The sequence below is a fragment of the Flavobacterium crassostreae genome (assembly GCF_001831475.1).
In the GTDB taxonomy this organism is placed as follows: domain Bacteria; phylum Bacteroidota; class Bacteroidia; order Flavobacteriales; family Flavobacteriaceae; genus Flavobacterium; species Flavobacterium crassostreae.
In genome coordinates, this window is the sequence record NZ_CP017688.1 from 66,164 (window position 1) to 83,420 (window position 17,257).

Annotated in this window: 16 protein-coding genes and 2 tRNA genes; 11 read left to right on the plus strand and 7 right to left on the minus strand. The window is 38.4% G+C overall.

Features of this window, described 5'->3' with window-relative positions; genetic code table 11:
• Positions 1 to 112 precede the first annotated feature (112 nt).
• The 3 genes from ilvA (at position 113) to LB076_RS00330 (ending at position 4,183) form a co-directional block, all read left to right on the plus strand.
• The gene (gene ilvA, locus LB076_RS00315) at positions 113 to 1,357 is read left to right on the plus strand and encodes a threonine ammonia-lyase IlvA (RefSeq protein WP_066332683.1); all 1,245 of its coding nucleotides are present in this window, start codon (positions 113 to 115) and stop codon (positions 1,355 to 1,357) included.
• Between the two features lie 61 nt (positions 1,358 to 1,418).
• Positions 1,419 to 1,802 (plus strand): group III truncated hemoglobin, encoded by a 384-nt coding sequence (locus LB076_RS00320; protein WP_066332685.1) that lies wholly within the window; start codon positions 1,419 to 1,421, stop codon positions 1,800 to 1,802.
• A 620-nt stretch (positions 1,803 to 2,422) separates the two neighbouring features.
• The gene (locus LB076_RS00330) at positions 2,423 to 4,183 is read left to right on the plus strand and encodes an aromatic amino acid hydroxylase (RefSeq protein WP_066332689.1); all 1,761 of its coding nucleotides are present in this window, start codon (positions 2,423 to 2,425) and stop codon (positions 4,181 to 4,183) included.
• Between the two features lie 133 nt (positions 4,184 to 4,316).
• On the opposite strand, the gene LB076_RS00335 is transcribed toward LB076_RS00330, so the two are convergent.
• The 3 genes from LB076_RS00335 to alaS are packed head-to-tail and all read right to left on the minus strand — an operon-like array spanning position 4,317 to position 8,575.
• The gene (locus LB076_RS00335; RefSeq protein ID WP_066332691.1) at positions 4,317 to 4,937 is read right to left on the minus strand and encodes a DUF4230 domain-containing protein; all 621 of its coding nucleotides are present in this window, start codon (positions 4,935 to 4,937) and stop codon (positions 4,317 to 4,319) included.
• A 2-nt stretch (positions 4,938 to 4,939) separates the two neighbouring features.
• Entirely contained in the window at positions 4,940 to 5,887 is a 948-nt protein-coding gene (locus tag LB076_RS00340) for a GSCFA domain-containing protein (protein ID WP_066332698.1), read from the minus strand.
• Between the two features lie 51 nt (positions 5,888 to 5,938).
• Complete coding sequence (alaS, locus tag LB076_RS00345) at positions 5,939 to 8,575, minus strand: alanine--tRNA ligase (protein WP_066332701.1); 2,637 nt, start codon at positions 8,573 to 8,575, stop codon at positions 5,939 to 5,941.
• A gap of 384 nt (positions 8,576 to 8,959) precedes the next feature.
• On the opposite strand from alaS, the gene LB076_RS00355 reads away from it, so the two are divergent.
• The 5 genes from LB076_RS00355 (at position 8,960) to LB076_RS00375 (ending at position 12,311) form a co-directional block, all read left to right on the plus strand.
• On the plus strand, positions 8,960 to 9,937 hold the full coding sequence (locus LB076_RS00355) for a M23 family metallopeptidase (protein WP_066332705.1): 978 nt from the start codon (positions 8,960 to 8,962) through the stop codon (positions 9,935 to 9,937).
• Positions 9,938 to 9,975: 38 nt separating this feature from the next.
• Positions 9,976 to 10,308, plus strand: coding sequence for a MerR family transcriptional regulator (locus tag LB076_RS00360; protein ID WP_066332706.1), 333 nt, complete (start codon positions 9,976 to 9,978; stop codon positions 10,306 to 10,308).
• A gap of 50 nt (positions 10,309 to 10,358) precedes the next feature.
• The gene (locus LB076_RS00365) at positions 10,359 to 10,946 is read left to right on the plus strand and encodes a LemA family protein (RefSeq protein ID WP_066332707.1); all 588 of its coding nucleotides are present in this window, start codon (positions 10,359 to 10,361) and stop codon (positions 10,944 to 10,946) included.
• A gap of 119 nt (positions 10,947 to 11,065) precedes the next feature.
• Complete coding sequence (locus tag LB076_RS00370; RefSeq protein WP_066332708.1) at positions 11,066 to 11,503, plus strand: TPM domain-containing protein; 438 nt, start codon at positions 11,066 to 11,068, stop codon at positions 11,501 to 11,503.
• Position 11,504: 1 nt separating this feature from the next.
• Positions 11,505 to 12,311: a TPM domain-containing protein gene (locus LB076_RS00375; protein WP_066332710.1), complete on the plus strand. Its 807-nt coding sequence runs from the start codon at positions 11,505 to 11,507 to the stop codon at positions 12,309 to 12,311.
• 114 nt (positions 12,312 to 12,425) lie between these two features.
• On the opposite strand, the gene der is transcribed toward LB076_RS00375, so the two are convergent.
• The gene (gene der, locus LB076_RS00380; RefSeq protein WP_066332714.1) at positions 12,426 to 13,733 is read right to left on the minus strand and encodes a ribosome biogenesis GTPase Der; all 1,308 of its coding nucleotides are present in this window, start codon (positions 13,731 to 13,733) and stop codon (positions 12,426 to 12,428) included.
• A gap of 107 nt (positions 13,734 to 13,840) precedes the next feature.
• On the opposite strand from der, the gene LB076_RS00385 reads away from it, so the two are divergent.
• Positions 13,841 to 14,338 carry a hypothetical protein gene (locus tag LB076_RS00385; RefSeq protein WP_066332717.1) on the plus strand — a complete coding sequence of 166 codons (498 nt, stop codon included), beginning with the start codon at positions 13,841 to 13,843 and terminating at the stop codon, positions 14,336 to 14,338.
• A 315-nt stretch (positions 14,339 to 14,653) separates the two neighbouring features.
• Here the strand turns inward: LB076_RS00385 and era are convergent, their stop codons facing one another.
• On the minus strand, positions 14,654 to 15,535 hold the full coding sequence (era, locus tag LB076_RS00390) for a GTPase Era (protein ID WP_066332720.1): 882 nt from the start codon (positions 15,533 to 15,535) through the stop codon (positions 14,654 to 14,656).
• Between the two features lie 120 nt (positions 15,536 to 15,655).
• Between era and LB076_RS00395 the strand changes: the two genes are divergently transcribed.
• A tRNA-Met gene (locus LB076_RS00395) sits at positions 15,656 to 15,728 on the plus strand.
• A 33-nt stretch (positions 15,729 to 15,761) separates the two neighbouring features.
• Positions 15,762 to 15,834, plus strand: a tRNA-Met gene (locus LB076_RS00400).
• A 95-nt stretch (positions 15,835 to 15,929) separates the two neighbouring features.
• Here LB076_RS00400 and LB076_RS00405 read toward each other — a convergent pair.
• Together LB076_RS00405 and LB076_RS00410 are read right to left on the minus strand one after the other, a co-directional pair.
• A complete protein-coding gene (locus LB076_RS00405; RefSeq protein WP_232505660.1) occupies positions 15,930 to 16,463 on the minus strand; it encodes a transposase in 534 nt (177 codons plus the stop codon).
• Positions 16,456 to 17,253 carry an ISAon1 family transposase gene (locus LB076_RS00410; RefSeq protein WP_425598064.1) on the minus strand — a complete coding sequence of 266 codons (798 nt, stop codon included), beginning with the start codon at positions 17,251 to 17,253 and terminating at the stop codon, positions 16,456 to 16,458. The genes LB076_RS00405 and LB076_RS00410 overlap by 8 nt, the downstream gene beginning before the upstream one ends.
• Between the last annotated feature and the right edge of the window lie 4 nt (positions 17,254 to 17,257).

The window sequence follows — 17,257 nt, forward strand, 5'->3', positions numbered from 1 at the left end:
ACCATATTGGTATTCCAAAAAAGAAAAAACATTTTATTATCCTAAAAACATTCTGGAGGATCTCATTTTTTAAATTCCAAAATTAGAATTAAAAAATATAACAAATTAAACCATGACTATATTTAAAGAAGTTGAAAAAGCAAAAAAACAATTAGAAGGAGTTGTAACCCCAACGCCTTTGACAATAAACCTAAATCTTTCGGAAGAGTTTGAAGCAACTATTTTATTAAAAAGAGAAGATTTACAAATTGTTCGTTCTTACAAAATAAGAGGTGCCTACAACAAAATGAGTTCTTTAACCACTGCCGAAAAAAGCCACGGCGTAGTTTGTGCCAGTGCCGGAAATCACGCACAAGGAGTTGCCTACTCTTGTAATTTACTGCAAATACAAGGCAAAATTTACATGCCCAAGACTACCCCAAAACAAAAAATAAAACAAGTAAAACTCTTTGGTAAATCTTTTGTAGAAATTGTACTAACAGGAGACACCTTTGATGATGCATACCTCACAGCAATTGCAGATGCCACCCAAAACAACAAAACATTTGTACACCCCTTTGATGACGCCAAGGTAATAGCAGGACAAGGCACCGTAGGTTTGGAGATTTTAGAATCTTTTTCAGAGCCCATAGACTATGTTTTTGTACCCATAGGCGGGGGCGGATTAGCCTCTGGACTCTCTGAGGTTTTCCAACATTTGAGCCCCAACACCAAAATTATAGGTGTAGAACCCCTAGGCGCACCCTCTATGAAAACAGCTATTGCTCAAGGCAAAAACACCCCCTTAGAAACCATTGACAAATTTGTAGATGGAGCTGCAGTAAAACAAGTTGGAGACCTCACCTTCAAAATATGCCAAAAAAACCTAACCGATATTATCCTAGTTCCAGAAGGAAAGGTCTGCACCACCATTTTGCGTTTGTATAACGAAGAAGCCTTGGTAGTAGAACCCGCAGGCGCCCTAACCATTGCCGCTTTGGATTTTTATAAAGACCAAATAAAAGGCAAAAACGTGGTTTGTGTAGTCAGCGGAAGCAACAACGATATTGAACGAACTGCCGAAATCAAAGAACGCTCTTTGCTCTACGAAGGCTTAATGCACTATTTTATGATTCAGTTCCCGCAGCGTCCAGGTGCCCTAAAAGAATTTGTAAGTGACATCCTAGGTCCAGATGATGACATTACCTATTTTCAATTTACGCGCAAAACCAGCAGAGAAGTAGGCCCCGCCATTGTAGGTCTAGAACTAAAAAACCAAGAAGATATTTTATCCATCAAAAACAAAATGACAACCAAGGGATTTGAATACCAATACCTCAATGACAAACAAGACTTATTCACCCAACTAATTGGTTAATTTTTTTTCAAATACTAATTAATGGCCTACCTTTGAGTAGGCTTTTTTTATACCCTAAACTATGACTAATCGTACCGACATAACCACCCTCGAAGACATTAAATTATTAGTAGACCAATTTTATGCACGGGTTCAAAAAGACCCTTTTATAGGCCCCATATTCCAACAAAAGATAGCAAACCACTGGCCAGACCATCTAGAAAAAATGTACCGTTTTTGGCAAACCATCCTATTAGAAACCCACACCTACTCCGGCAGCCCCTTTCCGCCACACAAACACCTGCCTATAGACCACGAACATTTTGAGCGCTGGATGCATTTATTTACCCAAACAGTAGACCATTTGTTTGCAGGAACCATTGCCGAAGAAGCCAAATTCCGAGCCAAAAACATGGCCGAGATGTTCCATCACAAAATAACTTATTTTAGAGATAACGCCCAATAACACCAAAATACAACCCACAAAAGCATACAATTGATCGCCCAAAAAAGCAATTACAAATCCTTTGGGCGTGACCCAAAGTAGCTTGTCGTTCCTCCTTACCACTTTGGGTCGGGCTTTCTGTTCCCGCTTTTTTTGGCACCTTCAAAAAAGGCGCCAAAAAAGAGCTCCACTACAATCCCTCACGCAAATCGCCCTAGCGGGGCAGTGGTTTTATTTTCAATACATTGTTTTTCTATACATTCTATTATTATCAAATTAGCATTAAGGATCAAATAAAGCATAAAATATACTCCAGTTGCGGTCTAATTAAAGCATTTTTGGTTTGTAACGAGTCTAATCCAACAGACCGTTAGTATCAAAGACATTACGATATCCTAAATTACCAATTGCTGAATTATTAAAAAAAAAGCCCATCAATCACCACGCTTCCCTAGCCCCGATTGCAATGGAAAGCTTTTTGAGAAGGCCGTTTTTTGTTTTTCTAGGTGCAGCAGAGCGACCGCAGGAAGCTCCTGATGGAACTTTAGAAAAACAAACGGGCAAACAAAAACTTGGAATGAAAAGCGGGAAATGGCTTCTAAAAATTGTACTTTTATGCTTTAAACTACAATGTTTGTTACATGAACGCAACTTTTGAAAACAATCTCTTATTGGACCGATTGCCTAAGCATTTAAAGCAATTTATCAAACCTCAGGATTATAACAACTATACTCCTATAAATCAGGCAGTTTGGCGTTATGTTATGCGCAAAAATGTGGCATACTTATCTCAGGTGGCGCATCGTTCTTACTTAGAGGGGCTGCAAAAAACGGGTATTGAGGTAGATACCATACCTAGCATGTATGGCATGAACCGTATTTTGACCGAAATAGGTTGGGCTGCTGTTGCGGTAGATGGGTTTATACCGCCCAATGCGTTTATGGAGTTTCAGGCATACAATGTTTTGGTGATTGCATCGGATATTCGGCAGCTGGAACATATTGAATACACACCGGCTCCGGATATAATTCATGAAGGTGCTGGGCATGCGCCTATAATTGCAAATCCAGAATATGCAGAATATTTGCGTCGTTTTGGCCAAATTGGTTGCAAGGCTATTTCGTCTAGCAAAGATTATGAGATGTATGAGGCGATCCGGCTGTTGTCTATTGTTAAAGAAGCTGAAGGAACGCCACAAGCTACTATTGATGCGGCCGAAAAGGCGGTGGAAGACCTACAGAACAATATGGGTGAATTGTCCGAAATGGCACAAATACGTAACCTGCACTGGTGGACGGTGGAATATGGTTTGATTGGAACTATAAAAAACCCTAAGATTTATGGCGCTGGCTTGTTGTCTTCTATTGCCGAGAGTGCCTATTGTATGACTGAAAAAGTGACTAAAATTCCGTATGATATAACTGCTGCATACCAAAATTTTGATATTACAAAATTGCAACCGCAGCTGTATGTCACTCCTAGTTTTGCGTATCTGAATTTGATTTTAGAGGAGTTTGCCAACAAAATGGCATTGCGCACCGGTGGCTTGTCTGGCATTGAAAAGCTCCTGAACTCTGCTGCCTTGGGTACCATTGAGTTGAGCACGGGCTTGCAAATTTCTGGTGTTTTTAGTAAGGTGATTGCCCACCAAGGCAATCCTATTTATGTACAAACTACCGGAAAGACCGCTCTGGCTTATCGAGAAAAAGAATTGGTTGGGCATGGTGCTTTGACCCATCCGGATGGCTTTGGTAGCCCTATAGGAAAGTTACGAGGCATCAATTTGGCTATTGAAGATATGAGCCCTAAAGATTTGGAGGCCTATTCTATCTTAGAATCGGAAACGGTTAAATTGGAGTTTGAAGGCGGTATTACCGTCGAGGGACAAATTGTTACGGGTTCTAGAAACTTGCCAGGAGAGATTGTCTTAATCCGTTTTAAAAATTGTACGGTGACGCATGGCGAAACGGTTTTGTTTCAACCAGAATGGGGCGTTTATGATATGGCAGTGGGCAAAAAAGTAGTTTCGGCTTTCTCGGGACCTGCGGATGCCAGTAGTTTGGATTGGATCACACCGCTTCCGTTGAGTAGCACCATTAAAGCGCAACCAACTGCAGAACGGGATGATTTGGAGGTTTTGTACCAATCGGTGCGAAGCATCCGAAACGCTAAAGACACTACGGCTTGTTTGGTTATTATTTTTGAAGATTTAAAACAAAACCATCCCAAAGATTGGTTGCTTATGGTAGAAATTGCGGAGCTCCTGAATGACCGACAGGATGTGGTTTTTCTATCGGAAGTTTTGGCCCATTTGGAACAATTAAAAACAAACAGACCCGAGATTGCACACTTAATAACTGGTGGTTTGGAATTAATTTTCAACAACAACACCAATGCGTAAATACGGGTATCCGACAGGGTTGGTTACAGGAATTCATAAGCCAACAAAAAACCGCAAATTGAGCTTTAATTTCAGCTTATTTGCGGTTTTTTGCAGCTATTTTGTAGCTATTTTTGGAAAGCAAAAAAACTACTTATAGTTTAATTTGTTGGTCTAGGGCTTTATCATTTGCAATTACATTGCCTTGGTATTTTAAGGTCCAACCTAAATTAGTGGTGGTAAGTAATAGTTTGGATAATTCACTTATTAATCTGTTTTGAGCATTACTCTTTAGGGTAGATTTTTGTATTTTTTGAGTAAGATTTGCCTTTACGGATTTGTTTATTTTATTGTAATCATCTCCTGTAAAAGGATTTAGTTTGCTTTGTTCTACGTCATAAAATTGTATATCTGGACTAATTTTTATTTCTTCTTTTGGGATAGAAACAATGGATATGATTTTGTTTATGGGGTCTATGTCGTATTTCATTTTATGTAAATCATAGGCTACGGTTACATCGGCATTGACAACAATTAATGCTTTTTTGTCAAAAGAAACCATTCCCATCAAGTATTTTTCTTGATTTTTGTAGGTGATCACTTCTGAGAAATGTCCTTCGGTTACAATTAATTTGCCCACGTTTAGAATTTGCTGTTGTATCAAACCCGCACTATCTATGGTGGTGGTGTCAGCTTCTTTTTTGAAATCACAAAACCTAAACCCCAGCACTACTAGTGCTAGTAAACTTACAAAAAGAACGATTTTTTTTATCATAATTAAAATTTCATGTAGGAATATTGCAAAACCATTTGGGCTATTTTGGCCTGTAGATTGGCTTCAAATTTTTGATGGCTTTCTGATGTTGGATTAAATGGGCGGTGTTGTAATGCTTTTTGGATGGTTGCTACAGCCTCTATAGTTGCATAAGCGGATAAATCGATATGGGTTTCTTTAAAACGATCCCAAATATAATTTATTGCTAGCTCGGAGGGGTGTAGCATGTCTTCTTTGTAAAATCGATAATCCCGTAGTTCGTCCATCATGATTTCGTAACTCGGAAAATAACGCATTGGCAAACCTTCAAAATCTAATGCATGTAATGCGCTAATTAAATGGGCTTTGCTGCGTTGGTTCTCTACAAAACCATCTTTGATGTGCCGCACCGGCGAAACGCTAAAAATAAATTTTACCTCTGGATTGATGGATTGTATTTGTGCAATGGTAGCGGCAATACTTTGTGTAATTGTGGCTATGGTTAGCAACTCCTTGCAGAATTGTTTTTGGGATACTTTATGGCAATTGGCTACTATCTCATTGGTTGCAATGGCACGATACACCCAGGAGGTACCATAAGTTATAAGAATATGCGAGGCATGCTGTAGCTGCTGCTTGGTGGTTTTTAAAATGGTATTTAAATGGCGCAGCAATGCTTCTTTGTTAGCAGTGCTTAAGTCCGAGTGGGCATCAAAACAATGCCAACGGTCGTTCTGAAAAAAAACATCTTTTTCGGTGTATTCTTTATCCAAAACTGCAAATCGAACCAGTTTTTCAATTGCTAATGGATGAAACAAAATCCCAAACGGATTGCAATTGTTTTGAAACTTAAAATAATCCAGTTTCTCGGCCATATTTACTGCAAAACAAGAACCCAAAGACACCACTCTTGAAGTATAATCTATCGGATTATTTGTTTTAGAAATGGGTATTTGGGTTCTAAATTGCATTGGTTCTTTTTTTGATACTAATTTTTTAGCTTTTTTTGAAGGGATTTTTAATTACTTCAAAAAATCTTTTGCTTTCTCTAAAGCTGCTGCAATTCCTTCGGGGTTTTTGCCTCCAGCGGTTGCAAAAAATGGTTGCCCACCTCCACCACCTTGGATGAATTTACCTAATTCACGAACCACTTGCCCTGCATTTAGGTTTTTATCGGCTACTAATTCTTTCGAAATATAACAACTCAACATGGGTTTATCTTCTTGGGCGGTAGCCAAAACTAAAAACAGGTTGGTTCCTAACGTTCCTAATTCATAGGCTAAATCTTTGGCTCCTTCTGGGTTTAAATCTACTTGTTTGGCCAAAAACTGCACGCCGTTTATTTCTTGGATTTCTTTAGCCAAGTCGCCTTTCATGTTTTTAGCTTTGTCTTTTAGCAAAGCTTCTACTTGTTTTTTCAGCTTTGCGTTGTCTTCTTGCAGAGCTACCACTGCTTTTAAAGCATCTTGTGGATTTTTAAGAGATAGTTTGATTTCGGCCAACAAACCTTCTTGGTTTGCAAAATATTTCTTAACAGCATCTGAAGTAATTGCTTCAATACGACGGATTCCTGATGCAACTGCTCCTTCCGAAACAATCTTGAAAGACCAAATTTCGGCGGTATTCTTCACATGGATTCCTCCACATAACTCCATACTGTCTCCAAATTTAATAGCCCGAACAGTATCTCCATATTTTTCGCCAAACAATGCCATAGCGCCTTCTTCTACCGCTTGCGCGAAAGGGATGTCTCTGCGTTCTATCAGGGGCAATTGTTGTTGGATTCTTGCATTTACAAAATCTTCAACTTGTTGTAACTCATCATCGGTTACTTTTGCAAAATGCGAAAAGTCAAAGCGTAAATTATTTGGATTTACCAAAGATCCTTTTTGCTCTACATGCGTTCCTAAAACCGTGCGCAACGCCAAATGCATTAAATGGGTTGCCGAGTGGTTTTTGGCAGATGCTGCTCTTAAATCCATATTTACCTTGGCTACAAAAGGTGCATTTAGGTTTTCAGGTAATTGCTTTGTTAGCAATAAAATTAGGTTATTTTCTTTTTTGGTATCTATAATTTGAATGGTCTCGTTGGCCGAAACTAATGTCCCTCTATCGCCTACTTGCCCTCCTCCTTCTGGATAAAAGGGACTGTTGTCAACAACAATTTGGTATAGAACACCGTCTTTTTTAGAATCTACTTTACGGATGCGAGTGATTTTTACATCTGCTTGTGTTTGATCGTATCCTACAAAAGTTTCTGTGTTTCCTTGCACTAGTATTTTCCAATCGTCCGTCGAAACTTCGGAGGCAGCACGAGAACGGGCTTTTTGTTCTTGCATGGCAGTATCAAAGCCAGCTTCGTCTAGTTCTAGCCCTCTTTCTCTTAAAATCAAGGCCGTTAAATCTTTCGGAAAACCAAAAGTATCATACAATTCGAATGCTTTTGTTCCCGAAACTTCGTTTGATTTAGTTTCGCTAATTACATTTTCAAGCAATTGTAATCCTTGATCTAAGGTTCTTAAAAAAGAAGCTTCTTCTTCTCTAATCACGTTAGTGACTAAGTTTTGTTGCGATTTTATTTCTGGAAAAAAAGCTCCCATTTGCTCTGCCAAAACAGCAACGAGTTGGTAAATAAAAGGTTCTTTGGTGTCCAAAAAGGTAAATCCGTAACGAATAGCACGACGCAAAATACGACGGATTACATAACCTGCACCAGTATTGGATGGCAACTGTCCATCGGCTATGGCAAATGCTACTGCTCGCACGTGATCTACAATAACACGTATGGCTATGTTGGTTTTGTTTTGCTCTTCAGAAATGTTTTTTACTGCATCTGAAGTGTAGTTTAAACCGGTAATTGCCTCTACTTTTTGAATAAGTGGTGTAAAAACATCCGTATCGTAGTTGGAGGTTACGTTCTGGATGGCCATACACAAACGCTCAAATCCCATTCCGGTATCTACGTGTTGGGCGGGTAGCTTTTCTAGAGAACCATCGGCTTTACGGTTAAATTCCATAAATACATTGTTCCAGATCTCTACTACTTGAGGGTGGTCTGCATTGACTAGGCTTGCGCCACTTACTGCAGCTCTTTCTGAATCCGTACGTAGGTCTATATGAATTTCGGAACAGGGACCGCAGGGGCCTTGGTCTCCCATTTCCCAGAAATTGTCTTTTTTATTTCCAAGGATGATGCGATCCTCTGGCACAAATTGTTTCCAGATAGCAAATGCTTCTTGGTCAAAAGGAACATTTTCCGCTTCGTTGCCTTCAAAAACCGATACATACAAACGGCTTTTGTCTAGTTTTAAAACTTCGGTCAAAAACTCCCATGCAAATGGCAGGGCTTCTTTTTTGAAATAATCTCCAAAGGACCAATTGCCTAGCATTTCAAACATGGTGTGGTGGTAGGTGTCAAAACCTACATCTTCAAGATCGTTATGTTTTCCGGAAACTCGTAGGCATTTTTGGGTATCGGCTATTCTGTTACTTTTGGGTGTGGCATTACCCAAAAAATATTCTTTAAATTGTGCCATTCCGGAGTTGTTAAACATCAAGGTAGGATCGTCTTTAAGAACAATGGGTGCCGAGGGAACGATTAAATGTCCTTTGCTTTGAAAAAAATCTAGAAATTGTTTGCGTACGTCTTGTGATTTCATTTTTTTAATTTAATTATTTAAAGATTAAAAAAAGGAAAGAGTATTTCAGTTTTAAAATCATGCAACTTTGTGTTTTTATTTATGCCCCAGATTGTCTCACAGGTTCTTAATTTCATCGGAGTTTCCGGAACACTTTGTGTTTGCAAGTGGAAAGCCTTGAAGTTTTGCTGTCTGTTTTTTTTGAGGTCGGTGGCTGAGCGTCCAAAGAAAGCTCCTGCCAGCACTGTAGAAAAAAAAAGATTGCAAGACCAGAACTTGGAACCAATAACTGGAATAGGCACATTATTTTATTTATTCTGCAAAAAGGAGGGTAGCAAATGAAACATTTATTAAATTTGTTCCCCTAACACTTTTATAATGTGCAAAAATAGGGTATTTTAAAATATGGCGAAAGTAAAATATTATTACGATTCTGAAAATCTAGCGTATCGGAAAATTAAAACGAAAAAGAGATGGAAATTTGGCTTTGCTGCACTATTTGTGGTAGCTTCTGCCTTGTTTGGTTTTATCTGTTTTGTGGTTTTACTCAATACTCCGTATTTTAAAACGCCCAAAGATTTGATTCAGGCTCGAGAGATTGAAAATTTGAAATTGAATTATTCTTTTTTAAACAAAAAAATGGACCAATTGGAACATGTAGTTGAGGCTATTGAAGATCGGGATAACAACCTATACCGTACCTATTTTAATACGGCTGCCATTCCAGAACAAGACAGAAAGTCTGGTTTTAAGGCCACGGATCGGTATGCTGCTCTGGAGGGCTATAACAATACGCAGCTGGTGTTGAATACTACTAAAAGAATGGATGTATTGTCTAAGCAATTGGCAATTCAGTCTAAATCTTTGGACTATATTTTGAAATTAGCCCAAGAAAAAGACAAGTTATTGAGTGCTATTCCGGCAATTCAGCCTGTAAAGAATGAGAATTTAAAGCGAATGGCTTCGGGTTTTGGATACCGGACAGATCCTTTTACAAAAGCTCGAAAGATGCATGAAGGCATGGATTTTACGGCCAACACGGGCACTCCTATTTATGCCACTGGAGATGGTGTGGTGGCTAGAGCAGACAATACGGCTTCGGGTTACGGAAACCATGTAGTAATTAGGCATGGTTATGGCTATGAAACCTTGTATGCACATTTGAGTAAATACAATTGTAGGGCCGGAAAAAGAGTTAAAAGAGGCGACATAATAGGATATGTAGGCAGTACTGGTAGATCAGAGGGGCCTCATTTGCATTATGAAGTACATAAGGATGGCAAGGTGGTAAATCCGCTTAATTTTTATTACGGAAATATTTCGGCGGTGGAATATGTTGCCATATCTAAATTAGCAAACCAAGAAAACCAATCTTTGGACTAAAGTGTGGGGTTGTTTAAATTAAAACCAGTACGTATATCATGCACATTGAATTACCTAAAGATAAAAGATATTATAGTATCGGCGAGGTTGCTAAGGCCTTTGGTGTGAATGCTTCGTTGATTAGGTTCTGGGATAGTGAGTTCGCTATTTTAAAACCAAAAAAAAATGCTAAAGGAAATAGGTTGTTTACTCCAGAGGATGTGACTAACTTGCAATTAATTTATCATTTGGTTAAAGAAAGAGGGTTTACTCTAGAAGGAGCCAAAACACATTTGAAGGAAGGTCAAAAAAAGACCCTAGACAAATTTGAAATTATTAAAAAACTAGAAGGTATTAGAGCCCAATTAACAAACATTAAAGAACAGCTTTAAAACGCTACAAATACATTAAAACTAAATATTAAATTTAAAATCAAATAAACATGAAAAGATTTTTGCCTTGGATTATTGGAGCCGTTGTTATTTTAGGAATCTACAGCTGGGCATCCGGAATTTACAATACTGCCGTTACGCTAGATCAAGATGTTAAAGAAAGCTGGGGTAATGTCAATACTGCTTACCAAAGAAGAAACGACCTTATACCAAATATTGTTAGCACCGTAAAAGGCTATGCCGAACACGAAAAAGGTACTTTGACCGCTGTCATTGAAGCTAGAGCTAAAGCAACTGCAGTAACGATAGACCCATCTAATGTAACTCCAGAGCAATTGGCAGCGTTCAACTCTGCGCAATCTGGTGTTTCTTCTTCTTTATCTAGATTATTAGTTAGTGTAGAACAATACCCTAACTTAAAGGCCGACGCAAGTTTTATGAAATTGCAAGATGAACTAGCAAGTACCGAAAATCAAATACTAACTGCCAGAACCCGTTTTAACGAAGCCATCAAACCATATAATAACAACATTAATACTTTTCCTAGAAATATTTTGGCTGGATTATATGGTCTAAAAGAAAAACCCTATTTTGAAGCTGTAGAAGGCGCAGACAAGCCTGTAGAAGTAAAATTCTAGTAAACTAAGTTATTTAAAACAACCATTAAGAAATTGAGATAATTAAACGTAATACCTCTTATTCTTAATGGTTTTTTATTGTAAACTACTTTTTTTTATATCCATTAAAATTAAAACCCATGTCTAAAGTAGAAGATTTTTTAACCTCAGAAGAAGAGCTAGCCATTGTTGAAGCTATCCAAATGGCCGAAAAAAATACCTCAGGAGAAATCCGAGTGCATCTTGAAAAAACAACCCAATTAGATCCTTATGACCGTGCTCTAGAGGTTTTTAAGGAACTAAACATGGACCAGACCCAACTCAAAAATGGCGTATTACTCTATGTTGCTGTTGCAGATAAAACATTTGTAATTTGTGGTGATCAAGGAATTAATGCCATTGTTGGCAGTGATTTTTGGGATAGTACCAAAGACATCATGGTGGCGCATTTTAAAAAAGGAAATTTTAAACAAGGTTTGATAGACGGCATTTTAAAGGCGGGCGAAGAACTAAAGAAACACTTTCCGTGGACTGAAGAAGACACCAATGAATTATCAAACGAAATATCAAAAGGATAATATGATTTTACAAAAAAAGAATACCACCTATTTTATTGTGTTACTTATTTGTCTTTTTACCACACAAATAGGTCTTGCACAATATACCATACCCAAAGCTCCTAGTTTACAAACATCGGTTTATGATTACGCCAACTTGCTTAGTGCCTCCGAAAAAACACAGTTAGAACAAAAGCTTATTAAATATGCCGATACTACAACTACTCAAATTGTAGTAATCACCATTGAAAGTTTGCAAAACGAAGACGTGAGTCAACTTGCAACCAAATGGGGCCATACTTGGGGAATTGGCGGGACAGCTAAAGACGATAACGGGGTTATCATTCTGGTAGCCAAAAACGAAAGAAAAATTGCCATTAACCCTGGTTACGGACTCGAAGACCGATTAACCGCAGGCATTGGCGGAGAAATAATCCGAAATACCATTACTCCAGAGTTTAAAGCCGGAAGTTACTACAATGGTTTAGACAAAGGGACAGATATGCTTTTTGAGGTCTTTAAAGGCAAATACAAAGGCGAAAGAAAAAAGGCACCAGGAAAAGATTTTCCGATTCTGCCTTTTATTATCATCATTATTATCATACTGGTACTTGTGTCCAGAAACAAAGGCGGCGGTGGTGGCAACTCCGGAAACCATCGTGGAGGCCCTAGTTTAATGGATGTTATTATTCTGAGTAGTCTTGGCCGTGGTGGCGGAGGCGGTTTTGGTGGTGGATCCTCTGGCGGTGGCTTTGGTGGCGGTGGCGGCTTTGGTGGTGGCTTTGGCGGAGGTGGATTCTCTGGTGGAGGTTCTAGCGGAGGCTGGTAAAATGCATCAAACGCTAAAGAGTACCTCCTCTTGCAGTTGCCGGTAATAGATTGGTAAAAAATTAAATTAGTTTATATAAAAAAATCCCGATTTGCATCGGGATTTTTTGTGTACTTATTTTTCTCGGATATAGATATCTATTGGTACTCCAGAGAAATCCCAATTGTCGCGAATTTTATTTTCGAGATAGCGCTTGTATGGCTCTTTTACATATTGTGGCATGTTGGCAAAAAACACAAACTGTGGTGTTGGTGTAGGCAATTGCATGCAGTATTTAATTTTTACGTACTTTCCTTTGGTTGCTGGTGGCGGGTATGCCTCAATAACTTTGAGCATGTATTCATTAAATTTTGAGGTAGCGATACGTTGTTGTCTGTTTTCATAGACTTTAACGGTGGCTTCTAGCGCTTTTAGCAAACGTTGTTTGGTTAGTGCAGATACAAAAAGTATAGGTACGTCTGTAAATGGCATCAATTCTTGTCTGATTTTTTCTTCGTAATCTCTGGTGGACATGGTTTCTTTTTCAACCAAATCCCACTTGTTTACTAAGATCACTACTCCTTTTCGGTTTTTTTCGGCCAACCAAAAGATACTTTGATCTTGACCCTCAAATCCACGTGTGGCATCAATGATTAAGATACAAATATCGGCATGTTCTATTGCACGCACGGATCGCATTACGGAGTAAAACTCTAAATCTTCTTTTACTTTGGCTTTACGGCGTATTCCGGCGGTGTCTACTAAATTAAATTCAAACCCAAAACGGTCAAATTTTGTATCAATGGAGTCTCTGGTGGTTCCTGCAATATCGGTAACAATGTAACGGTCTTTTCCAATTAGGGCGTTGATGAAACTGGATTTTCCTGCATTGGGTCTTCCAACTACTGCAAATCGCGGCAAGTCTGCAACTTCTGGAACTTCTGGTTTGTCGGGAAATGCTAAAACTAATGCATCTAATAAATCTCCGGTTCCGCTACCGGATATACTGGCAAAGGTGTAATAATCTCCTAATCCAAGGTTGTAGAACTCTATGGCGTCTTTCTCACGCATGGCGTTATCTACCTTGTTTACTGCCAAAATAACGGGCTTGGTTACTTTGCGCAGTAGTCTAGCAACTGCATCATCCATTGGGGTAATACCTTCTTCTACATCTACTACAAACAGGATAACATCTGCCTCATCGATGGCTAGTTCTACTTGTTTGCGAATTTCTCCTTCAAAAACATCGTCGGATCCACGTACATATCCTCCGGTATCAATCACAGAAAATTCTTTTCCGTTCCATTCACTTTTTCCGTAATTTCTATCTCGGGTTACTCCCGAAACGGAGTCTACGATCGCTTCTCTTCTTTGTATCAATCGATTAAAAAGTGTCGATTTACCTACGTTTGGCCTTCCTACAATGGCAACTATGTTGTTCATAATCCTAATTTCAAATATTGTACAAAGGTAGTGTTAAATACATTGAATTTCAATTTTTTTGATATATTAGCACCTTTACTAATGTGTATCTTTAAACTGAGCTGCTTATGGAAGTGGATAATGAAGTGCGTCTTTTGTTGCGTTTTTATAAAAATGTGCCTCAAAAAACAACGGTTTTGCTAGAAAAATTTGAGAATTTTAAGGCTGTACTACATCCGGATTTTTATGTAAAAACAAGTGGTAATCATGTGTGGCTGCACATTAAAGGGGCACAAAAAAAGTATTACTCGCCTCACTTGCATTTGGAGTTAGAGCATACTGCGGAAGACCAAACGTATATTCGGGGTTTGTTTGGCCCAGATCCTGTTTTGTGGAGTTTTTTTATGTTTCTTCATTTTTTGATTGCTGGGGTTTTTCTGATCTTTTCGGGAATTTTGTATTCTAATTATGTTTTAAAGAATGCGATCACTACGGATTTATGGGTGTTGGGCTTAATGGTTTTTGCTTGGTTTTTGTTGTATTTTATTGCCAGACAAATACGCCATAATGGCACGGATCAGATGCAGGAATTGGAACTTTTGATGTGCCAAATAATGGGTTCTTGAATTTGGGATTCAATCGCTGTTTTTTGTTTAGAAATGGGGATTTGATGGTGTAGTGCGTGAAGGATAGCAGCGAAAATCCTTTTTGGTGGCTTTTGGGGCCTCCAAAAAGATTGTAGCGAATAGCCTGACCCGCTTTTTTTTGGCGGGGCACGCCCAAAGTGGGTTTTTTGTTTGACTTTGTGATAGGTTGTGGGCTATGTTGGGCTATAAAAAAAACCAGTTTTAGAAGATTGGTTCTAAATACTGGTTTTGGTTGGTGGTGTTTGCTATCTTGCTGGAGGCCTGGAATTGGCGGTAGTACTTGTAGCTACGGGATTATTGGTTGTATCCAAAGCGCTTGAGCATGTTGGCGTTGCTTCTCCAGTTTTTGTTTACTTTTACGTAGAGTTCGATATGGATTTGTTTGCCAAAAAACTTTTCTAGATCTTCTCTGGATTCTACGCCTACTTTTTTGAGTGCGGCGCCTTTGTGCCCGATAACGATGCCTTTTTGGGTTTCGCGCTCTACCATGATCAGGGACCTAATTTTGATGATGTCTTGGGTTTCTACAAATTCTTCGGTAACTATTTCTACGGCGTACGGAATTTCTTTGCTGTAATTTAAGAGTATTTTTTCTCTGATGGTTTCGTTTACAAAAAACCGCTCTGGTTTGTCCGTTAATTGGTCTTTTGGATAGTAGGCTGGTGATTCTGGCAATAGGGTCAGAATGCGCTGGAATACTTCTGGAACATTGAAGTTTTTGAGGGCTGCTATTGGGTAGATCTCTGCATTGGGCACTTTTTGGGTCCAAAAGGCTACTTGTTGTTCTAATTGTTCTTGATTGGAGGTGTCTATTTTGTTCAATAGTAACAAAACAGGGATCTTGGAGTGTATTATTTTATTAAAAAAGGCTTCGTCTTTTAGGTCTTGCTCTCCTATTTCGACCATGTAGATCAGAATATCGGCATCTTCAAAGGCTGATTTTACAAAATTCATCATGGATTCTTGCATTTCATAGGCAGGCTTGATGATTCCTGGGGTGTCGGATAAAATGATTTGAAAGTCTTCGCCATTTACGATTCCGAGGATTCTATGACGTGTTGTTTGTGCCTTAGATGTGATGATGGATAATCGCTCTCCGACAAAGGCATTCATTAGGGTTGATTTTCCTACGTTTGGATTGCCTATTATATTTACAAAACCTGCTTTGTGTGCCATTGGTATACTTTTTTTTATGCTGCAAAGGTAGTTATATCAAGTGAATAGATAAAATAAAACATTTTTTAAAATTTATGGTGCTAAATCTAGAAATTGGTTGTATCTTTGCACCCGAAACAACGCGGGATAGAGCAGTAGGCAGCTCGTCGGGCTCATAACCCGAAGGTCACAGGTTCGAGTCCTGTTCCCGCTACTAAGTTAATTTATTGAGATTACAAACGCACATCGCGGGATAGAGCAGTAGGCAGCTCGTCGGGCTCATAACCCGAAGGTCACTGGTTCGAGTCCAGTTCCCGCTACTAAGAAGCTTCACAGAAATGTGAAGTTTTTTTTGTTTCTATATTTTTTTTTGCAAAAATAGGGATCAATCCCAAAACCTGTGGAGCAGCAAAAATTAGGCATAAATATTAGTTAGCCTAAAAAGAAAGAATTCTACATTTCTAACACCTCTAAACTGAGATCTAAAAGCTTTTATTTTGGCGTTAAAGGATTCTGCTGATGCATTAGTACTTCTATTATCAAAATAGTTCAATATGCTTTGATAATGATTGATTATGGTTCGAGATATTGTATTGAAAGACTTAAAACCAGATTGATTTACTTTTTCATGCCATTTAGCTAGTCTGGCAAAACCAATGATTTTATCGGTTGTGTTTTCAAAAATGTTGCGTAATCCTTGAGATAGATTGTAAGCTTCTTTTATGTCGGGATATAAATCAAACAACAATAATGCTCGTTGTAATTGATTCGCCGTCCATTTTGATTTATTCTTGTATAAGAAATACCTACTTCTAGCAAGTAACTGCTTAATAGTATCTCCATTAGTCAATACTTCAGGCTCAAACCTTTTCTGGATCAATCCCAAAACCTGTGGAGCGACAAGAATTGGATCAATCCCAAAACCTGTGGAGCGACAAGAATTAGGCATAAATAGTAGTTAGCCTAAAAAGAAAGAATTCTACATTTCGAACACCTCTAAACTGAGATCTAAAAGCTTTTATTTTGGCGTTAAAGGATTCTGCTGATGCATTAGTACTTCTGTTATCAAAATAGTTTAATATGCTTTGATAATGATTCATTATCGATCTTGAGATTGTATTGAAAGACTTAAAACCAGATTGATTTACTTTTTCATGCCATTTAGCTAGTCTGGCAAAACCAATGATTTTATCCGTTGTGTTTTCAAAAATGTTCCGTAATTCTTGAGATAGATTGTAAGCTTCTTTTATGTCGGGATATAATTCAAACAACAATAATGCTCGTTGTAATTGATTCGCCGTCCATTTTGATTTATTCTTGTATAAGAAATACCTACTTCTAGCAAGTAACTGCTTAATAGTATCTCCATTAGTCAATACTTCAGGCTCAAACCTTTTCTTGTTTTTCTTCGCTTTTTCTATTGCCTGATTTTCTTGGTCTATAGCTTGCCAACGGTATTTAATTCTTATTTCCTGTAAAGCTTCTGTAGCCAATTTTTGAACATGGAACCGGTCGATGACGCGAGTAGCATTAGGGAAACATTTTTTAGCAATCAATCCCATGTTTGCTGCCATGTCAAGAGTTATTTCGGTAACAGAATTTCGTAGTTTAAGCGGTATTTTTTCGATAATAGCAATTACTGTTTCTGCTTTGGTTCCAGCAATCATAGCGACTATAGTTCCTTTCTTTCCCTTTCCAGCTTTGTTGGTCAAAATAGTATAGAGTTCGCCATTGGACAAGGAG